Source organism: Aurantibrevibacter litoralis, from assembly GCF_034651555.1.
Taxonomy (GTDB): domain Bacteria; phylum Bacteroidota; class Bacteroidia; order Flavobacteriales; family Flavobacteriaceae; genus Aurantibrevibacter; species Aurantibrevibacter litoralis.
In genome coordinates this window covers 108,636-130,269 of record NZ_JAYEEQ010000005.1, presented here as the reverse complement: position 1 = coordinate 130,269, position 21,634 = coordinate 108,636, and the positions used below count along the sequence as shown (strand labels likewise).

The following is a 21,634-nucleotide window of genomic DNA, read 5'->3' as shown; positions in this document are numbered from 1 at the left end:
AGGAATTCACATAAAAAATATAATCAAATCGGTTTGGTACCTAATGATAAAATTTAGTTATGCTCATTTCATATATAGTACTATTAAAAAGAAACATAAATGTACGAAAAGCATCGGAAACCCGTTAGAAAAGAGTTTATGAACACTTAGCTTTAATTTAAAATACAATATTCTGATTCTTAGTAGTATAGTTTTCACCTACTATTGTTAAAAACCTTTACAAAAAAAAGGACTATTCCATTTTGTATTTAGCTTGCAATTATCGCTTATAAAAATTTCAAAACAATGCAACCTAAATCTTTCATTTTATAGTAGCAAGTTATAAAACCTACAGCCTATCAAGTTAACATAAAACTAACATTAAATTATCACTAATTTCATGTTGAAAAATACAATTCAACATCGTTTATAACATTGATAAGGTATTGATTTATAAATAAAATAGGGTGGTACAAAATGTCAATAACATTATTTAAGTGTTCATAGCAACAATTTCTACAAAAAGTTATTTAGACTATGAACATACTATAATAAGCATCATTTCCTTTTTTTAAATTAAAAATTAAATAGTATATATATATATAATACTGTTTATAACAATTTATGATGTCATTTGGAATCCCATAAGTATATCCATTTCGCTTCGGATAATAATTCGTAATTTTCACGAAATTAAAATAGTTCATGTCAAAAAGTAAAAAGAAATCTAAAGGGCAAAAAAGCAACGAAATTACCAAAGGTATTTTCACTGTTTTAGAAAAAGAGCCCAACAAAACTTTTAATTATAAACAAATTGCAGCAAAAATAGGAATAACAGATGCCAACGATAGAAATGAACTCATTAAGAGCTTAGTAGCACTAAAAGAGAGAAAAAAAATAGTTGAAGAAAGTAGAGGAAATTATAAAGCTATAGCATCTACAAGATCGTATCATAGAGGTGTGGTAGATATTACGGGAAGAGGAAATGCCTACATTAAAATTGACGGTATGGAAGAGGATGTCTTTATACCATCAAACAAACTTCACAAAGCGTTTCACAAGGATATCGTAGAGGTATACATATATCCACGAAGATCGGGTAAAAAATTAGAAGGGGAAGTAACTCAGGTTTTAGAACGACATAAAATGTCGTTTGTGGGGATTGTAGATATGCAAAAAACATTTGCTTTTGTGCGTCCTTCCGATTTTAGAATGTATACCGATATTTTTGTAGGGAAGGATAATTTAGGTGAGGCGACCGATGGGGATAAGGTTATTGTGGAGATTACCAATTGGCCCGATCGTGCGGATTCTCCCGAAGGAAGTATACGACAGGTGTTGGGCAAACCAGGAGAACATCATACAGAAATCCATTCCATTTTGGCAGAATATGGGTTGCCTTATGAATTTCCCATAGAGGTAGAACAATATGCCAACGGTTTAGATACAGGGATTAAGGAGGAAGAAATAGCTAAAAGAAGGGATATGCGTGAGGTTCTTACCTTTACCATAGATCCTAAAGATGCTAAGGATTTTGATGATGCCCTATCGTTTCAATATTTAGAAAATGGTAATTATGAAATAGGAATTCATATCGCTGATGTATCGCATTATGTAATACCTGATACCCTTTTAGACGATGAAGCCTATAACCGAGCTACCTCTGTGTATTTGGTAGATAGAGTGGTACCTATGCTACCGGAAGTACTGTCAAATAATGCCTGTTCGTTGCGACCCAATGAAGACAAGTACACATTTTCTGCCGTTTTCGAGTTAGATGCTAAAGCACATGTTATAAACCAATGGTTTGGAAGAACGGTAACGAATAGCAATGAAAGATTTGCCTATGAAGAAGCACAACATATTATAGAAACCGGAAGTAGTGCCATACCAGATGAGGTATCTATACGTGGCTATGCGTACAATGTAAGCGATTCTATAGTAGACGCCACAAAGAAACTCAATGATTTAGCACACATTATGCGCGCAAGACGGATGCAAGCTGGAGCTATTTCTTTTGATAAAATAGAAGTTCGTTTTAATCTTAATGAGCAACACGAGCCCGAGAGTGTGTATTTTAAGGAGGCTAAGGAAGCAAATAAATTGATAGAAGAATTTATGTTGTTAGCCAATAGAAAAGTAGCCGAGTATATAGGAAAACAAAAACCCGTTAAAACATTTGTGTATAGGGTTCATGATATACCGGATGAGGATAAGCTGATGGCATTGAATCAAATTATTTCACGTTTTGGTCATCAATTAAATTTTAAAGATCGTAAAAGTATTAGTAATTCTTTAAATAAGTTGTTGGAAGACGTAAAGGGTCAAAAAGAACAAAATTTAGTAGATACCTTGGCTATTCGGAGTATGAGTAAAGCGATATATACAGTAGATAATATAGGCCATTATGGCTTATCGTTCGATTATTATACCCATTTTACATCGCCTATTCGGCGGTATCCGGATGTTATGGTGCACCGTTTATTACAGCATTATTTAGAAGGAGCAGCATCGCCAAAGGCAGAAATTTTTCAAGAAAAGTGCAAACATTCCTCCGATATGGAGAGTTTGGCGGCCAATGCCGAACGGGATTCTGTAAAGTATATGCAAATAAAATATATGCAGGATCACGGCGAAAAGGAATTTTTGGGTGTTATTTCCGGTGTTACAGAATGGGGTGTGTATGTGGAGATTATAGAGAACAAATGTGAGGGTATGGTACGCATACGGGATATAAAAAATGATTATTATATCTTTGATGAAAAGCAATATGCCATTATAGGCGAACGTACCAAAAAAACATTTCAGTTAGGAGACGAAGTAATTGTAAAGGTAAAAAATGCCGATCTTGCAAAACGACATTTAGACTTTACCTTGATAGGTAAGGCAACGGAATAATAGTTTTTTTGGAATGAATTTTGATTTCGTGTGCCATTACTGTGATAAATCATAGAACATGAAGAAAGCTTTCCTTTTTGTTTTCCTTTTTTTTGCGATGTCAGGTCTACAATCGCAAAATGAAAAAGTAACCAAAGCGCTTCAGCCTTTTAGGGATGTAAAGGTGTACGATGGTTTGTCGGTAACACTAATTAAATCCAATGAAAATAAGGCGGTCATTACAGGTGCCAATACCGATAAGGTGGCCATTGTGCTTACAAACGACGTTTTAAAAATTAGAATGGAAATTACTAAAATTTTTAGCGGATATCGGACTTTTATAGACTTGTATTATACCGATAATTTAGTGGTTTTAGATGTAAATGAAGATGCTAAAATAAATGCAAAACAACCCTTTTCGCAACCTGTGTTAGAATTAAAAGCGCAGGAAGGGGGTCAGGTAGAAGTGGACGCCAAAGTAGAACAACTTTTAATAAAAACAGTTACCGGTGGCGTCGTTACAGCAAAGGGTTCTTCAGACAATCAAGATGTTATTGTGAATACAGGAGGTGTGTATAAAGGAAAGGATTTTAAAACAAAATTTACCACTGTTAATGTGAATGCAGGTTCTACGGCAGAAATTTTTGCTTCAGACTACGTAAAAGCATCCGTAAAAGCTGGTGGCACTGTGCATGTGTATGGCAATCCTGAAAAAATGGAAGAGAAAACGGTTTTTGGAGGAAAGATAATACGAATGTAGCTACATGTTAGAAGTTGTACAGGCAGCAATACCTTTAGGATTTTTATTGAGTTTTATGATTGGCCCCGTTTTTTTTGTGCTATTAGAAACCAGCGCATTAAAAGGATTTCGGGCGGCCGTATGTTTTGACTTAGGTGTTATTTTGGCAGATGTTCTTTTTATCACCATAGCCTATTTTAGTAGTTATCAACTTCTCGAAAACCTAAGCAATCTGCCGGGGCTATATGTGTTTGGTGGGGCAATTCTCCTTGTATTTGGCATCACAACATTTTTAAGAAAGGAGAATAAAAAGGAACCTGTAAAAATAAAACGTACCAAAGGCAGTTATGCCGGTCTTTTTTTGAAGGGGTTTTTGCTTAACTTTATCAATATTGGTGTCCTTATTTTTTGGTTAGGCATCATTATCATTATTGGGCCTAGTGTAAATAACGATCCCGAACGTATGGTCTTATTTTTTGGAACCATGATAGGGGCTTATTTTCTGACCGATTTATGTAAAATATTGCTGGCTAAGCAATTACGAAGCAAACTAACCACAAAAAGAATTCGCATTATGAAACGTACTTTGGGGATTGTACTTATGGTGTTTGGGCTGGCACTAATTGTAAAAGGATTTTTACCCAAAAGCAAACTTGGCTTAGCGCACGACATTGAAAATAAGGGGTGCAACGTTTCAAGCAGGTGTTAGGTTCGCTTAGTTTATCCTTAGTAGGGCAACACCTTAAGACAATGGAGTAAGCGCTATCGCTGTGCTTTGCTTATCTTTTGTAGTTGTTGCATACCGCTAAAGCAAATGACCATTCCTCGTCGCATAAGCTTCCAAAACGTTTATGAGCATGTGGCTCTAGGCTTTTGCCCTTATTGGCAGAAGCAAGCGCTGTTAACTTTCCAAAACCGAAATAAACCGTAGCAACGTCTATTAGTTTTTCGTCGCCAACATCAAAAATTCCTTTTTCTAAAAGTTTTAAATGGCAAATTTCGTGCGCAATAGCAGCAATTACCCAATCGGCATATGCAAAAACAAAAGCATCTATGTTGATGCAATATTTTTTAACGCTATTTTGGTAATCTTGCAAGGTTGATTTTTTATCGTTTCTGAACTTGAGATATACGGAATTTGGGTCTTCTACGTCTTCTTCGGGGTACTGCTCGTAGAACATCAAATCAAACCGTTCTGCATCTAAACCAATGTGCCGGGCAAGCACTTTAAGTACATTATCAGCTGCTTTTAGTGGGTCTTTCCAAGAAAATGGAAAATCAGTTTCGGAAGGCTCAAAAATTTTCTTTTCATGCGTTTCAAATTCAGGAAAGGCTAATTGAAGTTGGTGAAAGTAATTGTTTATTTGTTGTTCGTTTACTTTCTTCATACTTTCTTTTGTTGCTATTATTTATCTCCTATGTTTTGAATGCGTTTTACTTTATTAAGAAAGAATTGCCCACGAGCCATTACCTGCCAAATACTGAATTTTCACATAATCCAAATACCTAAGAACTAAGGCTTCTTTTTCTGCCATTGCTTTTGTAGGAAATGTAATAATGACGGTTTTTACTTCTTTGCCATCTGCGGTGCCATTTTCTGCATAATCCATTAATAAGAAAATATCTTTTGGGCTAAAAAAAGCATCCTCCGGAACATAGGCCGTATATTCAAGGCTTTTTTCGTTCTCATTGTAGCCTATTTGTTCTATATAACTGGGTAGTTGCGCTAGTTTCTGTTCGTCGTAAGGCGTAGGTGCTATCCTATAAATTCCTCGCGATCCCCCAAGAACAGATGCTTTGGCGACACGGAGTAGACCCATACCTCGTTTTAATATACTTATTTTGTAATCGGACTCGGATATAATGTGCAGATCTCTTTCTGCCAAAACCCCGTTTTGGTTATGAAAACTTACCTTGTCCCACTGATCGCAAAAAGCATCCAGAGAAGCATAAGTTTCTTCAATATACATTTTATCTGTGTAAGCAACCATGGCCTCTGGCTCTGCGTGAGGAGGAAATGGCCCTAAGTAAAGATTGCCAATTTGTTGGCGATATATGATAGCCCTTTTTGGCGGGTATTCAATGATCAATGCCTGTAAAATACTTTGATAAATAGGAATGGCTGCAAAGAACTTATGTTGATCAAATGGTTCCATAAGACATTCAACCAACTTTACAGTAATTCTCCAGCCCGTAGTGTACCCCAAATTTTCGTTGTTTTTTCTAGTGAAGTCGTCAACATCCATATCTCTTATAATGAATTGACCCACGGAGGTAACTATACCAAAACCGTCTTCAAAATAGTCCTTATAGCGTTCAAAATCATTGGCTGTAGGTTTTGTCGTTAGTTTCGCATTGAACGACCTTTTTTCTGCGATTTGCGCAGATAAAAACCAAGAATAAAATTCAATATTAGGATGGTTTACAATATGTTTTATTGTAAATAGAAATTGTGATTTGTACGATGTACCTTCCGGCATTACGGCACTGAGGCATATTTCATCCGGCAGGTCTATGGGTTGTTGACTCATATATGAATTTTAAGGTTACTCTTCAGGAAGAAATTCGGATGGAAAATAATTTTTGTGCGATTGTATCCAGAGGGTCCAATTGCCATCCTCATAAAAGTGAATATCCCGAAAAATGATGTTGTAATGTTCTCTTTCCCAATGCTGCTCCCTATCAACGATTTCAGGTTTTCCAAGTTGGGTAATTACGTATTCCAGCACCTCTTTGCCGTGGTTATTTTGCCCTTTTATATTCCTATCTAAGTACGCCGAAGCGCATATTATAGCGTTTAATACACCCTCTTCAAAAGAAAATTCATTTATTGTTTTATACTCCATATAGGGAACATCATTTCTGTAATTGCCAGCATCTCCTTTTTGTAAGTCTATTGGGAAATATGTTGCCAATTCTTGAGGGGTGGTTTTATCCATAAAAATTGATGCATCCAGCGCTTCAATGATGGTCTTTACTTCGGCCAGTGCATTAATAGCTTCATTTTCCGAAATGGCTTCGTTAATAATGGTTTCCACTTCTTTCGTCATTTCATTTTCAGAAATGGCCTTGTTTTGAGTTTGTGTGTTTGTGTTATTACAGCTAATAGTTAGCGCCAAAACGAATAAAATCGCTGTTGATTTTGTTGTTGTCATTTCAACTTTTTTGTTAAAAATTACTCCTTTTTTCAAGGGTTGTTGCCAAGTTTATAAAATAGTTGTGGAAATGAGTAACTTCATCGGGAATGGGTTCGCTTCCTTTTCGGTACCTTAGACGAAAGTACTTTTTGTTGTGATAACAGTTCAATTTTACAGATTGTCCGTTGTGGACGGTTTGTTTTGGTAACGCGCCTCTTTGTGCGTTACTCAACTTTTCAAGATCGATGTTGTTTAATTTTTTGTTTATTGCCGCTAACTGCTTTGAAGAAAGTTGGTTTGAAGCGGTATGATAAGAATCTCCTGGAAGGGAAACGCGACCATCGGCATATACAGTGTAGGCATAGCTGTGGCTTCCTGGACCTCCTGGCGATAAAGCCACTTCTAAAATTATTTGTTCTTTGTTGTACTGCATTTTTGTGCTTTTATGAGTTTTGACTTTTTGTTGGGCACAGGCGTTGAGTGTGCATAATACCAACAACAGTACCGATAGTTTGCTCATGGCTCGTGGTGGTTTTACCATAGGGGTGGCAGCCCTTCGGCTGCGCTTTGGATATACTCCAAGCCCAACCCACTTTTTAAGGGGAGCGCCCAAAGGATTAGTTTCCATAGTATTTCGTAAAAAATGCATCGGGTATTTCGCTTTTAAAGTGCGTGGCATTTTCCTGTAAAAATAGATGGAGGTTGCTCGAGTGTTCGTTGTGGCTTAATGAGACCAAGTAAGGATCCATGCGTAGCACTGTGCCTGCTTCATCATCTACAAAAAAGAGTTTTGCAAGTTCCACATGGCTGTTCCCTACGGCACGCTTTTCTTGGTCTTTACGGTGTATTTCCTGCAGTTTTTCGGAATTATTGTTATATAAATAGGTGAGATATTCTTGAAGAGAAATACTGTTGTTCACCTTTATAGTTTGGATATACGTGCTAAATAAGGATTGAAATTCTTCGTTTTTGTCTGAATTGTACCCGTCAAAATGGGTGTAGTGATACACCGTAGGAAAAACTTCGTGTTGGGTAGAACCACCGTAAGTGCCCGATTTAAGGTAGGCCGTTGCTATTGATTTGATGTCTATTGTCATGTGCTCATGTTTTTTAGGGTGGGTGTAAGGCATGTTTTTAGATGTCGTATCGAAGTAGCCCGAACAACTGGCAACCAAAAGGCTTAAGAGTACTAAGGGTAAAAGCTTGTTCATATTTTCTAAAAGAAAGGGCATTAACGATGTATAGGTATAAAATACGTTCACCTATCTGAAAATTAACGAATGAAGGTGCTATTTAGTATAAATCGCTACGTTTAAGATGCATAATGGGCAACAATATAAGGCCGGAAATAGCACTAAAAAACCGAATAAAGAAGTAAGGTAAGTATGAGCCGGTTTGAAGGTATTGGTTCTATAGGATGCGAAACAGGGATTCGTAAAAATCGAAAAAGTTTCGAAAGTAAAAGAGGTAAAGCACTAAAGTATAGAGTCTTTTGAATAATAAAAATTTAACATCTACTACACCTCTTTGATTTGCTCTAAAGAACTTTGTTTTGGAGTCGAAGGATGCTGTAATTTGTATTTCTGTTGTCAAAGAAGTTTACTATGGTTTCTAGATAATTTGAGACTATCTTTAACTGCCTTGTAAACTTTGTCTGAGGTCGTTTAAGAGGTAACGTATTTTTTGGGAGTGGTACCATACTTTTTGCGAAAAGAGGCAATAAAATGGCTGGCCGTACTATAGCCCACTTTAAGACCAACTTCGTTTACATTGTACTGTCCGGACTCTAACATTTTTCGGGCGTAATCCATTTTATAATCAAATAAGAAGCTATAGACAGAATCGCCATAAATTTGCTTAAATCCATCCTTTAATTTTTTTAAACTTAAACCTATTTCTTCGGACAAATCCACCAGAGTAGGAGGTTCTGCCATGCGCGAGATAATAATTTCCTTAGCTTTTCTAATTTTTCTAACATTGTCCTCATCCAATAAAAAAGGGCACTGTTCCAAATCTACATCACTATTTTTATTGAAATACAACGATATAAGCTCATATATTTTGCCCTTTAAGTACAATTTTTTAATGGACGGATGGAGATTGTGTTGTATAATCTGACTTAATACTACCGCTATGGCCGGGGTAATATCTTCTTGCACATAGTATTTTTTATCGCGGTTCTCGGCACTTAAAAATGGAATATAATCCGCCTCTTTGGAGAAAAGAGAATGAAACTTTTGAATGGTCATTACCACGGAAACCAACCAAGAATTTGGTTCAAGCCCAACATTTAAAGGCAAATCCATTTGTGTATTGTACAACAAAAGAGAATGCTCTTCGGCTACCTCCAAGGCATAGCGACCTTCATTAAACACAAATTTTGCCTTTCCCTTTACACAAAAATGGAATTGAATAAACGAACTGTCTATTTGCCGCGTTACCTGCTGCGCTTCGGGAGCATCGTTCTGAATCTTAAACACAAAAAAACCGTCTTCAATAAACACTTCCTCAAAAGAACCTTTAACGATATTTTCGTGATCCATACACCCCTATTTAGTGTTATTTTATTTAGAATAATTCTAAATTATAAATTAAAAAATTGCTTTGCTTCCTATAAAAATAAGATGTTTTAAGCATTTTACCGTTAAAAAGAACCCAAAAAACAAAATTTGATAAAATTTGTACCTCCAGCGTTATTTTTAATGAGTTGTTACGACTATTTTTGGGCATTGATCAAAATTCTTACATGAAGGATTACCATATTTCCAAACACAATTCCTTTTATACCATTGGACTAAATTATAAAAAAGCAGATGCTGAGGTTCGTGGTAATTTTAGTTTGGATGAAATTAGTATGGATCGTTTATTGGGGCAAGCCAAAGCGGAAGGCATTGATGGTCTTTTGGTTACCTCTACGTGCAATCGTACCGAATTATACGGGTTTGCCCAACATCCGTATCAATTAATAAAACTTTTGTGTGACAATACTCCCGGTACCGTGGAACAATTTCAGGAAGTGGCCTATGTGTATAAAAATAAAGACGCCATAAGCCATTTATTTAAGGTAGGCACCGGACTAGACAGTCAAATTTTGGGAGATTTTGAAGTTATTAGTCAAATAAAACAAGGCTTTACACGTTCCAAAAAGTTTGAATTAGCCAATCCGTTTTTAGAGCGACTATGCAATTCTGTGATACAAGCTAGTAAGCGCATTAAAACAGAAACAGAACTTTCATCGGGTGCTACTTCGGTTTCCTTTGCTTCCGTAAAGTATATTATGGCTCATGTCCCCGATATTTCTGAAAAAAACATATTGCTTTTTGGTACCGGTAAAATAGGGCGGAATACCTGTGAGAACTTAATAAAACACACCAAAAACCCGCATATTACCCTTATAAACCGCACAAAGGACAAGGCCGAAAAAATTGCGGGAAAGTTTAATCTGATCGTCAAAGATTACGGGGATTTGCAAACCGAAATTAGAAAGGCCGATGTACTTATTGTAGCCACCGGGGCACAATCGCCTACCATATCCAAAGAAATTATACATACTAATAAGCCGTTACTCATCTTAGATTTGTCTATTCCAAAAAACGTTTCGTCAGACGTGGCAGAGCTGACTCATATTACCACCATTCATTTGGATGCGCTTTCGCAAATGACAGATGATACCCTCGTGAAAAGAAAACAATATGTTCCGGAAGCGGAAGCTATTATTGAAGATATAAAACGTGAATTTATTCAGTGGCTGGAAACCCGTCGTTTCGCACCGGTGATTAAGGCTTTGAAAAAGAAATTGAAAACGATGAAAGATGAGGAACTCAACTTTCAAAGTAAGAAAGTATCAGACTTCAACACCCAACAAGCCGATATTATTTCGGAGCGCATCATTCAAAAAATTACGAAACAATTTGCAAACCACCTCAAGGATTCGGACATCGATGCAAATACCAGCTTAGATTTAATTCAGAAGGTATTTCAATTAGAAGTAGACCTCAGATGAGTAAAGTTATCCGTATTGGAACGAGAGACAGTCAGTTGGCGTTGTGGCAAGCAAATACGGTAAAATCGTTGTTACAAAATCAAGGATATTCGGCTCAATTAATGCCTGTAAAATCTGATGGCGATCTTATCTTAGACAAACCGTTGTACGAATTGGGGATTACGGGCATATTTACGAAAACCTTAGATGTGGCCATGCTTCGTGGCGATATCGATATAGCAGTGCATTCCATGAAAGATGTTCCCACAGTGCTTCCTCGTGGAATGGTGCAAGCAGCAGTGTTGCCCAGAGCCAATGTCGTTGATATTTTAGTTCATAAAGGCTTAGAATTTTTACAAACCAAAGGCACTATTGCCACAGGAAGTTTACGCCGAAAGGCACAATGGTTGCACAAATATCCCCAACATAAGGTAGACGATTTGCGCGGTAATGTAAACACCCGCATGCAAAAGCTAAAAGACAACGCATGGAACGGTGCTATATTTGCAGCAGCGGGATTGGAACGCATTCAGCTTACGCCTCAAAACCATATCGTGTTAGATTGGATGATTCCTGCACCGGCTCAGGGCGCCATGGTAGTGGTGGCTATGGAAAAAGACAGCTATGCAAAAGAAGCGTTAATTGCTTTAAATCATCCGCCTACGGCATTATGTACAACCATAGAACGCGAGTTTTTACGCACTTTAGAAGGCGGATGTAGCGCGCCCATAGGAGCCCTAGCCACGATTATAGGTGGACAACTGCATTTTAAGGGATGTTTATGCTCCTTGGACGGAAGTCAGAAATTGGAAATAGAAAAAAGTAGTGCACTTGACGAAGCAGAGGGCTTTGGAAACCGTTGTGCGCAAGAAATTTTACAACAGGGAGGTAGGGAGGTACTAAAGGGAATAAAAAAGGCATTGGCCTAAAGGGGCTAGAGAATACCTTAAGATACTAAAGAAATGTGTACCAAGCTTCTCTCTACCAAAATACTGTCAGATTCTCATAAAGAGCCTCTCATTAAAGCCGGATTTTCATTGGAGATGTATGATGCCATTCGCATCCACTTTGTCGATTTTCAAATAGAAGAACCTATAAAAAACACTATTTTTACGAGCCAAAATGCCGTGCATGCCGTGCTGAAAAGGCGAGATACACAACACACGACTCCGAAATCTATGGGGAATTGCTTTTGTGTAGGTCAAAAAACAAAAGATTTATTAGTGAAGCACAATTTTCAGGTGGTGGAAATGGCCAAAAATGCCAACGAATTAGCATCCGTTCTAATAAAAAAATACCACGACAGGGCGTTTACCTTTATTACCGGAACGATGAGAAGGGCCGAATTACCGTTACGGTTGAAAGAAGCGAAGATAAAAGTAAACGAAATCACTGCGTATAAGACCCTATTGAATCTCAAAGGCTTCCATACGCATTTTGATGGCGTTCTTTTTTTTAGCCCGAGTGCTGTAGAGAGTTATTTTCAACAAAACACGTTATCAAAAGGTATGGCTTTCTGCATTGGGCAAACTACAGCCCATACCGCAAAAAAATATACGTCGCTATATACAATTGCCACAGAAAGTACCATTGAAAAAGTGGTACAAAGTGTTATAAATCATTTTAAAATATCGGGTTAACCGATCATATAAAGTAGCTATGCAAATAAAAAACGATTTGTTTCTTAGAGCCCTTAAAGGAGAAACGGTAGAAAGACCCCCGGTATGGATGATGCGGCAAGCCGGCCGATATTTACCTGAGTTTATGGAGATTCGAAAAGAATTTGATTTTTTCACCCGATGCCAAACACCGGAATTAGCATCCGAAATTACAGTACAACCTATTCGAAGGTTTGGTATGGATGCCGCTATTTTGTTTTCAGATATTTTAGTAATTCCGCAAGCCATGAACATAGAGGTGCAAATGAAGGCTAACTTTGGGCCTTTTTTACCGCATCCTATTCGCTCTCCAAAGGATGTGGATCATGTGGTTATCCCAAATGTGCACGAGGCACTAGATTATGTGATGGAAGCCATTAAACTAACAAAGCTGAAACTGAACAATGAAATTCCCCTTATTGGTTTTGCCGGATCGCCTTGGACCATTCTGTGTTACTGTGTGCAGGGTGAAGGCAGCAAAACCTACGATAAAGCAAAGGAATTTTGTTTTACGCAGCCAGAAGCCGCACATCTGCTCTTACAAAAAATAACAGACACCACCATTGCCTATTTAAAAGCAAAGGTACATGCCGGCGTAAATGCGGTTCAGGTGTTCGATTCCTGGGGCGGAATGCTGTCGCCAGTGGATTATAAAGAATTTTCTTGGCGCTATATACAACAAATTGTAGAGGCTTTAAAAGACCTTGCTCCGGTTATTGTGTTTGGGAAAGGATGCTGGTTTGCTTTGCATGAGATGGCCAAATCAGGTGCTGCGGCGTTGGGAGTAGATTGGACTTGCTCTGCCCAAAATGCACGTTATTTAAGTGGAGGAAACATTACGTTACAGGGAAATTTTGATCCGGCACGTCTATTATCTCCCCCTGCCGAAATAAAGAAAATGGTAACCCAAATGATTAATGAATTTGGAAAAGACAGATACATAGCCAATTTAGGCCATGGTATTTTACCGAATATCCCTCTGGATAATGCGAAAGCGTTTGTGGATGCAGTAAAAGAGTATGGTGCCTAAGGCAGCCTGTCACCGGCTATTTTGAGGTACATATAGGGCTTAAGAAGGTATCGTTGCAATCGCAACATATAGTACATGTTCAACTACGTGAAGACCTCCGATGGTAGGGCATCAAAAAAAGCTATTTTAAATCCATGGTCAGAACCTTGTTGGCGGTAGCCAAAAACAGCTGTAGCGCATAAATGAAACTGTTTTTAGGAATACCCTCCATGTACTATGATGAATAGGGAGGCACGCATTTTAAAATAAGGTCAAAAATAGATTGCTTCTTCATTCGCAGATTCAAATTTTGATGCAACCTGATTCCGTACCTCCGTAAGTGGGAAACAAAAAAACCCGTAGCGGAAACTAACGGGTTTTATGACTAACTAACTCAAAACGCATCGTACTAAAAACGACTTACCGATTCAATGCCGAAACCTTGTCGGGAGAAACAGTATTTTTTAGAGTAGACCATACAATGGTAATACTATTTTGGTGCAGCTTCATTTTAATATATGTAAGTGGTACGAGATACTGTATAACTGACCTCTTTTACGGTTTTTTTTACAAAACGTATTTTTTAATATCTCCATAGCTACATTGTTTTTAATCCTCTTAGGATCAATAGAGTTTCGGTTTTTTTTGATATATTTATAATCGTCAATCATAACAGAAAGAGGTGTACTTTTTAGTACGTAAGGAAAGAGATGTTTCTTTAGGGCGCTTACGCATACAGGAGATGCGTACTCCGAAATATAAAATACTAACAATGTCATCAACCTAAACCAACAGATAGTATGAATTTTGAACATTTAGTGATCGGAGAATGGATTTTACTACTGCTATTGGGGATTGCTTTTGGTGTTGTAGGTTATTTTTTAGGAAGGAAATCTGCAGTGCTTCCCTTTGATGCATCGCAGTGGGAAGCCTTACAAAATGAAAATGCGCAGTTGCGCATCGATTTAAATGAGTGTCAGCAACAAAAGAAGATACAAGCAGTAGATACTTCGGTTATAAAAAAGATACCCGAACCGGTCTACAATGCAAAAGCGGCTAGTTCGTTGCTTGGGAGAAAGGTAAAACAGAACGATTTAAAGGTGATTGAAGGTATAGGGCCAAAAATAGAACAGCTTTTTCACGCTTCCGGAATACAAACTTGGAAGGAATTATCCGATGTTCAGGTAAACCAGTGTCAGGAAATATTAGATGCGGCTGGTGCCCGCTTTAAAATTCACGATCCGGCGTCATGGCCTATGCAGGCCAAAATGTGTGCAGAAGGGAAGTGGAAAGCCCTTGCCCAATGGCAAGAAGCGCATAAGCACGGCAAGTATTAAGATAAAAAATCCGGTTTTAACCGGATTTTATTTATAATGTACCGTTAGCCGCTACCCATTTAAATTGGTATTGATCTTCTGGAAATTTCATACGTTCTGCAATGCGTTCTAAACGATCGGGTAGTTTCATTAAATAGTCTCTAGCCTTTTCGGCATCATCCGTTAAACTTCGTATCGTGGCTACCTCCCAATAGGCATTTAGTTTTTTTAAGATTTCGATGTAATCCTGAGCGGTGTATACTCCTAATCTTTGGGCACAATTGGAAAACGTTTCAAAGGCGGCACCGATACTCCCGCCAGATTCTCTCAAAAAATGGGCCGGCATTACGATTTTTTTCTTCATCATATCGGCAAAGGCCAGCATCATCTGACTGGGATCGTGCTCAAAGATAGTTTTTACAAACTCCCTATATGCTAAATGGTGGCGCATTTCATCGCCCGCAATGATAGTACACATCTTTCCCAATAATACGTTTCCTTTCTTTTTAGCCATTTGACCCACACGTTTGTGCGAGATGTTAGTGGCCAATTCTTGAAAAGAGGTATACACAAAATTTTTGTAAGGATCTCGGTCGGTTCCAATATCAAAACCATCGGCTATTAAATGCTGAGTGGTTATCTCCATTTCTTTCATGTTTACCCGACCGGCCAAATATAGATACTTGTTAAGCACATCGCCATGTCTGTTTTCCTCAGCAGTCCAGTGTCGAACCCATTTAGACCAACCATTTTTATTCTCGCCATGTTGGTCTATACCCTCTACATCCATCAACCAAGATTCATAAGTAGGCAGTGCTTCTTCGGTAATGGTATCGGCCACCATGGTAACCCAAAAATCGTATCCTAATTCTTTGGCCTCTTCGCGCAGTTGGTGTACCGCATCAAAAAAACCATCGTGCTGAGAATCTGGCAGAAAATCTGTAGGCTGCCAAATATCTTCTATGGGGATAAGGAAACTGTTTATAAATCCGTCTACCTTGCCTTCAATGGCTTTCATCACTTCTATTCGTACGTTTTTAGAAGACATAATTTCAATTTTTAACAAATATCCCTAATTATATTTAAAATGGCAGCTAAATATGCGTTAATTTTAGTTTCTTCCGTTCTCATTTGGATATAGAAGGTGTACCGGATCACTTTGCCACAGTTGCTTGCTATGGATGTCTAACATAGACAAAGGGCCTTTAAATGCAGCACCCGTATCTATATTCCATATTTGCGCCGATTGATGTGGTACGCTACGTCCAATCCGTGTTACCGGAGTATGCCCAATGTAGATTTCACGATAATGTGTAAGGCGTTTTGGATAAAAGGGGTCTTCCGGAGTTAAATTGGGGTCTAGTGATAAGGCCATTTCCCACAATGTTCTATCCCAATAAAAGGTCTTGGCGTCGTGCTCTAAATGTACCCCGTTTAAATTAGTAAATCCGGCATGGACAAATAAACGGTTTTGTGGGTCTAAATAATAATTTTTTAACTCCTGAAAGAATGATATATGCTTTTTTCTCGTAGCACCATTTGTTCTTTTGTAGGAAGCTATTGTGGCCAAACCTCCGTGTTTGTGCCAAAGAGGATTATCATTTCCCAAGGCTAACCAATCATGACATAATTCATCGTGGTTTCCTCTTAAAAAAATGCACTTATAGTCCGCTTTTAAGGCAATAAGAAAGTCGATCGTTTCTACGGCATGGCTCCAACCGTCTACATAATCTCCCAAAAAAATAAGATGATCGTCTTTGTTTACATGAGAGCGTTCAAAAACCTGCTCTAAAGCTTTTAATCCGGAATGTATATCACCTATGACCAATGTTCGCATGGGACAAAAATCGGAATTCTTATTGGAATTGACCAAAGATGGAATTGATTTTATAGGACAAAGGACATGGTATGTAGGAGACATTCAAATAAATAGCCTTCATTAAAGCCAAGTACATCATTCATTACCGGCCTCAACATTCTTTATTTCATAATAAATTGGTTCGTTTTTTTGGAAAACCCTAGTATTTCCTTTTACTTTATCGAACATAAGCAAACCCCACATGAAAAAAGTATTTTGCATAGGCGAATTATTGATCGATTTTGTAGCCGAAAAGCAGGGCAGTGATCTTTCCAAAGCTACCGTATTTACTAAAAAAGCGGGTGGTGCACCGGCGAATGTAGCTTGCGCTATTGCAAAACTGGGCGGAAACAGTGCTTTTGTGGGCTGTGTGGGCGTAGATCCGTTTGGCACCTTCTTGTTGCAGGTGTTACAGGATGCCGGGGTTGATGTTCGTAGGGCGGAGCGCTCCAAAACGTTTACTACCTTGGCTTTCGTTTCTTTATCCGAAGATGGTGAAAGGGACTTTGTATTTAGCAGGGGCGCGGATAAGGAACTGAAATACGATACCCAACTAAAAAATGACTTTAAGGGCAATATGGTGCACCTTGGTGCCGCAACGGCCTTGTTAGGAGGTAACTTGGAAGACACCTATAAGCACTATTATTTTGATGCCCTAGCGCAAGATGCATTTGTAAGTTTTGATCCCAACTTTAGAGGCGATCTTTGGAAGGGCAACGAAGCCATGTTTATTATGAAATGCACATCGTATATTGAAAAATCGCAGCTCTGTAAGTTTAGCTTGGAAGAAGCATTGCTTTTATCGGGAACTTCAAATCTAGATAATGCCTGTAGCGTATTGCACGAAATGGGTGTAAAAATAATTGCCATCACCTTGGGTAAAGATGGTACTTTGGTGAGTACTGCAACAGTCAAGGAAACCATTCGAAGTATTAAGGTGTCGCCGGTAGATACCACCGGAGCCGGAGATGCATTCATTGGCTGTCTTTTACAGCAAATAGCAACGCTAAATGACCCGCATGCTATAGTTACAGACACCAAATTGTTGCTTCAAATGGTGGAAAGGGCAAATAAAGCAGGGGCTATTACAACCACAAAATATGGCGCCATAGAAGCATTACCTTTCCAACATCAACTCGATTAATTTTATGAACCAAGCAGAATTGCACCGGTTAATGGCTGCCGGAGTCGAAAAAAAGGACGGCGCAAAAAACCTTCAAAAGCTATTCGAGCTTCGGTTAGCAACCAATGTAACGCTGATAAAAGATCTTTTTTTTAGGTTATATCCCGAAGAGGCGCATACCGCATCTTTTCAAAAACTATGGGTTGTTTTACCACGTCTTTTTCGGGAACGATCTCAGGAATTACAACTACAGGATATCGAAAGAATTAAAGCGGGAAACTGGTACCAATCCGAACAATTGGTGGGTACACAGCTCTATGTAGATCGCTTTAGTAAAAATTTAAAGGGGCTTTCCGAAAAACTTTCGTACTGGGAAAAGTTGGGCGTAAACTTTGTACACCTTATGCCCATTACACCGAGACCTAGAGGCGAAAATGATGGCGGTTATGCAGTAAACAGTTACCACGAAGTAGATCCTCGTTTTGGCACCAAGGAAGACCTGTTGGCGCTTACCCAACGAATGCGGGCAAAAAAAATGTTTTTAATGCTCGACTTTGTCGTAAATCACACTTCTGACGAATATCCGTGGGCAAAAAAAGCGATGCAGGGCGATAAAAAATACCAAGCTTACTATTACACGTATCCTGACAGATTGGTTCCCGATGAATTTGAAAAATCGCTTCCGGAAATTTTTCCGGAATCTGCTCCCGGAAATTTTACCTTTAATCAGAAAATGGAGCGTTGGGTGATGACGGTATTTAATCGCTATCAATGGGATCTAAATTATACCAATCCGGAGGTTTTTCTCGAAATGTTGGGTAACCTTATGAAATTGGTAAATACGGGGGTAGATGTGGTACGGCTAGATGCGCTGGCGTTTTTATGGAAAAAATTGGGAACCCAATCCCAAAATCTTCAGGAGGCTCATACATTGGTATCCTTGTTTAGGATGTGCTTGCAAGTGGTAGCTCCCGGCACTATTTTTTTGGCTGAGGCTATTGTATCGCCGCCGGAAATCATTAAATATTTCGGGGAAGACCAAAGGAAAGGTAACGAATGCGAGGTAGCCTATAATGCTACACTCATGGCACTTCTTTGGGATGCTATAGCCACTAAAAAGACGCTACTGCTTACCAAGAGTTTAGGTGCCTTACCCGAAAAGCCAAAAGAAGGCACCTGGATCAATTACATCCGTTGCCACGACGATATCGGTCTCGGATTTGAGGATCGTTTTATTTATGAAATTGGCTGGAATGCGTCTATGCATCGCCGATTTCTGCTGGATTATTATTGCCAAGGGCTGTCTTGGTCGCCATCTAAGGGACTTATTTTTATGTACAACCCAAGGAATGGAGATGGTCGCATTACGGGCAGTGCGGCATCCTTATTGGGCTTAGAAAGGGCATTGGAAGAACGAAATTCTAAGGAGATTCAAAAAGCAATCGATAAAATTGTTCTTTTGCACAGTATTATTTTTTCTTTTGGAGGTATTCCGCTTATTTATGCGGGAGATGAAATAGGTACCCTTAATGACTATTCTTTTTTAAAGGATGCTACTAAAAGAGGCGATAGCCGATGGGTGAACAGACCTTTTCAGGATTGGAAAGCGGTGGCCGAATTGGAAGAGAAACCGTCGTACCGTTCGGAAATTTTTTACCGACTTCAAACATTAATTACAGTACGAAAAAGGCTTGTTGTATTTGCCGACCAAGGCAACCTTACCATACACCACATTCCCAATCCGCACGTGTTGGTTTATGAACGAACCGGTGCTAAAGGAAAGGGCATTTTGGTACTTTGTAATTTAGATGAAGCAGCTCAGAAGGTGGCTTTATTCTGGTTGGCACACAGCGAATTTGCTCATGCCGAAAATCTTAAAGATCTTGTTTCGGATCGCAAAATTGGGATAAGTACGCCTTATATTTCGTTGCTTCCTTATCAGAGTATGTGGCTCCAAGAATATTAATTGTATTTCACTTTACGCAGAATACGCAGGGCTTCTTTTAATGATTGATATCTTAGGAAATCATAATTTTTAAGAACAGATCTAGCCTGTTCCATTGCTTCTTTAGCTTCCTCGAAACCGTTTAAATAACAGATTAAATAGGTATCTGGAAGTTGTTCCAAATCGCGTATTTCCATAGGATTTAAAGGGATGTTTTTTTCTATTTTTTGAAGTAAACTCAGATTGGAATTTAAAATATGCCGTAGTGTTTTTTTGTCATACTGCGGGGGCTCAAAAAGAAGATCGCTATGAATCTGATAGGTTCCATTATCTAAAAATGTAATGCTTACTTTTTCTAAGGGATAGTACTTTTGTTGCGATCCTAATCCTAATTGCACATATTCTACCGTGGTAAAGGTAGTATTGTCATACGTAACCGTTATTTCATCCAAAGCAGAATAAAAAAGCTTTACTTGTTCGTTAATAAGTTCGATATCTACTCTGGAGTAGTAGGTTTCATTTTTAACTTTTTTCTGATGGCCAGCCCAACAGAGTACAAATTGCTCTTTAAAAACTTTATAATGACTTACCAAATCTTTATGTCGGTGATTGATAAAATCAAGCACACCGTCTAGGGTGAGTTCAATATTGTTTTTTGCATGAAGTTCAATAGTTGCAACAGTCTCCGAGTTATGGTCTTTTAGAGAAATCCCGTAGGCTTTAGGAAGGCTAATGCTGCCCTCTCTAAAAAATACGGCACCACCGTAATATTTCCATATATTTTTGCGCAAGGCACAGACTTTTCCTGTAGATTTTATGGTTACCAGACCCACAACTTTTCCTTCGGGCAAATGAGGAAACGGAATATTTTCGTATGAAATAAGCGGCGGATTGTCTAAATAGGCATTCACCAAATTTTGTATTTTGCTGTCGTCAAAAAAGTCGACGCCTACGATGCTATTATCGATATCTTCTACGCCAATGACGATAAAGGAATTGTTTTCGGGATTGCTATTGGCCAAGGCACATACATGCTTTAAAAATTTGGCTTTACCCTCTCGTTGGCCAATATCGAGTTGTCTTTTCTTGTCGTAAAAGCTATTTTCATCGTTATGCGCCAGCAAATTTTTTACGAGAAGCCGCTTGTTAATCATAATTTTTTATTCACTGTAACACTATTAGCCTGTGCCGTAGGCATCACAACGAGATCAGCGATATTTACGTGGGCGGGTCTGGTTACCACAAAATAGATGATGTCTGCAATATCTTCTGCTTGTAAAGGCATAAAGCCTTTGTATACGTTATCGGCGCGTTCGGTATCTCCTTTAAAGCGTACATTGCTGAATTCTGTTGCCACCAATCCGGGATTTATGGCACCTACGCGTATGCCATGCGAGTTAAGATCTAGCTGTAACCCTTTGGTAATGGCATCTACGGCATGTTTGCTGGCACAGTACACATTTCCTTTAGGGTAAACTTCCTTCCCTGCTGTAGATCCTATGTTGATAATATGTCCGGATGTATTTGCTATCATTTTGGGAAGAATAGCTTTGGTTACATAAAGCAGTCCTTTCACATTAATATCAATCATGGCGTCCCAGTCGTCGGTACTTCCTTCCTGAATAGGATCTAATCCATGGGCATTTCCGGCATTATTAATTAAAATAGAAACAGCGGAAAAATTAAGTGGTAAGGAATCGATGGCTTTAAAAACACTTTCTTTGTCCCGAACATCAAAATGCAAGGTAAGTACTTGGGTTTGTTGGCCAAGTTCCTTTTCCAAAAGTGCTAATCGGTCTTTTCTTCTGCCACAAAGAACCAAAGGAACGGCATGTTGCGCAAAGAGGCGTGCAGTGGCTAATCCTATACCGCTGGTAGCACCGGTTATGAGTGCTATGGGAGTTTCCTGTGGCTCGTTTTTGTACGTTTTCATCAACCTAAAAATTGTAAGCCAATAAAAGGCTTTGTTTATATCATCGCGATCCCACGACTTGGGAATGGGTTCTTTATA

Annotated in this window: 20 protein-coding genes; 10 read left to right on the top strand and 10 right to left on the bottom strand. The window is 38.6% G+C overall.

The genetic code is table 11. From position 1 onward, the window contains the following. Window positions 1-684: 684 nt before the first annotated feature. From rnr to U1E44_RS06395, 3 genes are read left to right on the top strand one after another with little or no spacing between them, the layout of a single operon-like run. Window positions 685-2,877 (top strand): ribonuclease R, encoded by a 2,193-nt coding sequence (gene rnr, locus U1E44_RS06405; RefSeq protein WP_322930229.1) that lies wholly within the window; start codon window positions 685-687, stop codon window positions 2,875-2,877. Window positions 2,878-2,935: 58 nt separating this feature from the next. Continuing rightward, window positions 2,936-3,616, top strand: a complete 681-nt coding sequence (locus tag U1E44_RS06400) for a head GIN domain-containing protein (RefSeq protein ID WP_322930228.1) — start codon at window positions 2,936-2,938, stop codon at window positions 3,614-3,616. Window positions 3,617-3,620: 4 nt separating this feature from the next. Further along, entirely contained in the window at window positions 3,621-4,304 is a 684-nt protein-coding gene (locus tag U1E44_RS06395) for a LysE family translocator (RefSeq protein WP_322930227.1), read from the top strand. Between the two features lie 70 nt (window positions 4,305-4,374). Here U1E44_RS06395 and U1E44_RS06390 read toward each other — a convergent pair whose 3' ends face one another. The 6 genes from U1E44_RS06390 to U1E44_RS06365 form a co-directional block, all read right to left on the bottom strand. After that, on the bottom strand, window positions 4,375-4,983 hold the full coding sequence (locus tag U1E44_RS06390) for a hypothetical protein (RefSeq protein ID WP_322930226.1): 609 nt from the start codon (window positions 4,981-4,983) through the stop codon (window positions 4,375-4,377). Window positions 4,984-5,037: 54 nt separating this feature from the next. Further along, window positions 5,038-6,126, bottom strand: a complete 1,089-nt coding sequence (locus tag U1E44_RS06385) for a hypothetical protein (RefSeq protein ID WP_322930225.1) — start codon at window positions 6,124-6,126, stop codon at window positions 5,038-5,040. Window positions 6,127-6,141: 15 nt separating this feature from the next. Continuing rightward, window positions 6,142-6,750, bottom strand: a complete 609-nt coding sequence (locus U1E44_RS06380) for a hypothetical protein (RefSeq protein WP_322930224.1) — start codon at window positions 6,748-6,750, stop codon at window positions 6,142-6,144. A gap of 13 nt (window positions 6,751-6,763) precedes the next feature. Beyond that, a complete protein-coding gene (locus tag U1E44_RS06375; protein ID WP_322930223.1) occupies window positions 6,764-7,360 on the bottom strand; it encodes a hypothetical protein in 597 nt (198 codons plus the stop codon). Continuing rightward, on the bottom strand, window positions 7,350-7,943 hold the full coding sequence (locus tag U1E44_RS06370; protein ID WP_322930222.1) for a hypothetical protein: 594 nt from the start codon (window positions 7,941-7,943) through the stop codon (window positions 7,350-7,352). The genes U1E44_RS06375 and U1E44_RS06370 overlap by 11 nt, the downstream gene beginning before the upstream one ends. 453 nt (window positions 7,944-8,396) lie before the next feature. Further along, window positions 8,397-9,275, bottom strand: a complete 879-nt coding sequence (locus U1E44_RS06365; protein WP_322930221.1) for an AraC family transcriptional regulator — start codon at window positions 9,273-9,275, stop codon at window positions 8,397-8,399. 203 nt (window positions 9,276-9,478) lie between these two features. Here U1E44_RS06365 and hemA point away from each other — a divergent pair, with 203 nt between their 5' ends. The 5 genes from hemA (at window position 9,479) to U1E44_RS06340 (ending at window position 14,718) form a co-directional block, all read left to right on the top strand. After that, window positions 9,479-10,735, top strand: coding sequence for a glutamyl-tRNA reductase (gene hemA, locus U1E44_RS06360; RefSeq protein WP_322930220.1), 1,257 nt, complete (start codon window positions 9,479-9,481; stop codon window positions 10,733-10,735). Then, window positions 10,732-11,643 carry a hydroxymethylbilane synthase gene (hemC, locus tag U1E44_RS06355; protein ID WP_322930219.1) on the top strand — a complete coding sequence of 304 codons (912 nt, stop codon included), beginning with the start codon at window positions 10,732-10,734 and terminating at the stop codon, window positions 11,641-11,643. The genes hemA and hemC overlap by 4 nt, the downstream gene beginning before the upstream one ends. 33 nt (window positions 11,644-11,676) lie before the next feature. After that, window positions 11,677-12,354 (top strand): uroporphyrinogen-III synthase, encoded by a 678-nt coding sequence (locus tag U1E44_RS06350; protein WP_322930218.1) that lies wholly within the window; start codon window positions 11,677-11,679, stop codon window positions 12,352-12,354. A gap of 19 nt (window positions 12,355-12,373) precedes the next feature. Beyond that, the gene (hemE, locus tag U1E44_RS06345) at window positions 12,374-13,402 is read left to right on the top strand and encodes a uroporphyrinogen decarboxylase (RefSeq protein ID WP_322930217.1); all 1,029 of its coding nucleotides are present in this window, start codon (window positions 12,374-12,376) and stop codon (window positions 13,400-13,402) included. A gap of 779 nt (window positions 13,403-14,181) precedes the next feature. Further along, the gene (locus U1E44_RS06340; RefSeq protein ID WP_322930216.1) at window positions 14,182-14,718 is read left to right on the top strand and encodes a hypothetical protein; all 537 of its coding nucleotides are present in this window, start codon (window positions 14,182-14,184) and stop codon (window positions 14,716-14,718) included. A gap of 31 nt (window positions 14,719-14,749) precedes the next feature. Here U1E44_RS06340 and U1E44_RS06335 read toward each other — a convergent pair whose 3' ends face one another. Beyond that, window positions 14,750-15,745 carry an acyl-ACP desaturase gene (locus U1E44_RS06335; protein WP_322930215.1) on the bottom strand — a complete coding sequence of 332 codons (996 nt, stop codon included), beginning with the start codon at window positions 15,743-15,745 and terminating at the stop codon, window positions 14,750-14,752. A gap of 63 nt (window positions 15,746-15,808) precedes the next feature. Next, window positions 15,809-16,534, bottom strand: a complete 726-nt coding sequence (locus tag U1E44_RS06330; RefSeq protein ID WP_323673858.1) for a metallophosphoesterase — start codon at window positions 16,532-16,534, stop codon at window positions 15,809-15,811. A gap of 223 nt (window positions 16,535-16,757) precedes the next feature. On the opposite strand from U1E44_RS06330, the gene U1E44_RS06325 reads away from it, so the two are divergent. Both U1E44_RS06325 and U1E44_RS06320 read left to right on the top strand, forming a co-directional pair. Beyond that, on the top strand, window positions 16,758-17,699 hold the full coding sequence (locus tag U1E44_RS06325) for a carbohydrate kinase family protein (protein WP_322930213.1): 942 nt from the start codon (window positions 16,758-16,760) through the stop codon (window positions 17,697-17,699). A 4-nt stretch (window positions 17,700-17,703) separates the two neighbouring features. Continuing rightward, window positions 17,704-19,644 (top strand): alpha-amylase family protein, encoded by a 1,941-nt coding sequence (locus tag U1E44_RS06320; protein WP_322930212.1) that lies wholly within the window; start codon window positions 17,704-17,706, stop codon window positions 19,642-19,644. Here the strand turns inward: U1E44_RS06320 and U1E44_RS06315 are convergent. Further along, complete coding sequence (locus U1E44_RS06315) at window positions 19,641-20,777, bottom strand: ATP-binding protein (RefSeq protein WP_322930211.1); 1,137 nt, start codon at window positions 20,775-20,777, stop codon at window positions 19,641-19,643. The two genes, U1E44_RS06320 and U1E44_RS06315, sit on opposite strands and share 4 nt — an antisense overlap. Continuing rightward, window positions 20,774-21,556, bottom strand: a complete 783-nt coding sequence (locus U1E44_RS06310) for an SDR family NAD(P)-dependent oxidoreductase (protein ID WP_322930210.1) — start codon at window positions 21,554-21,556, stop codon at window positions 20,774-20,776. Before U1E44_RS06310 ends, U1E44_RS06315 begins: the two co-directional genes overlap by 4 nt. Window positions 21,557-21,634: the final 78 nt, after the last annotated feature.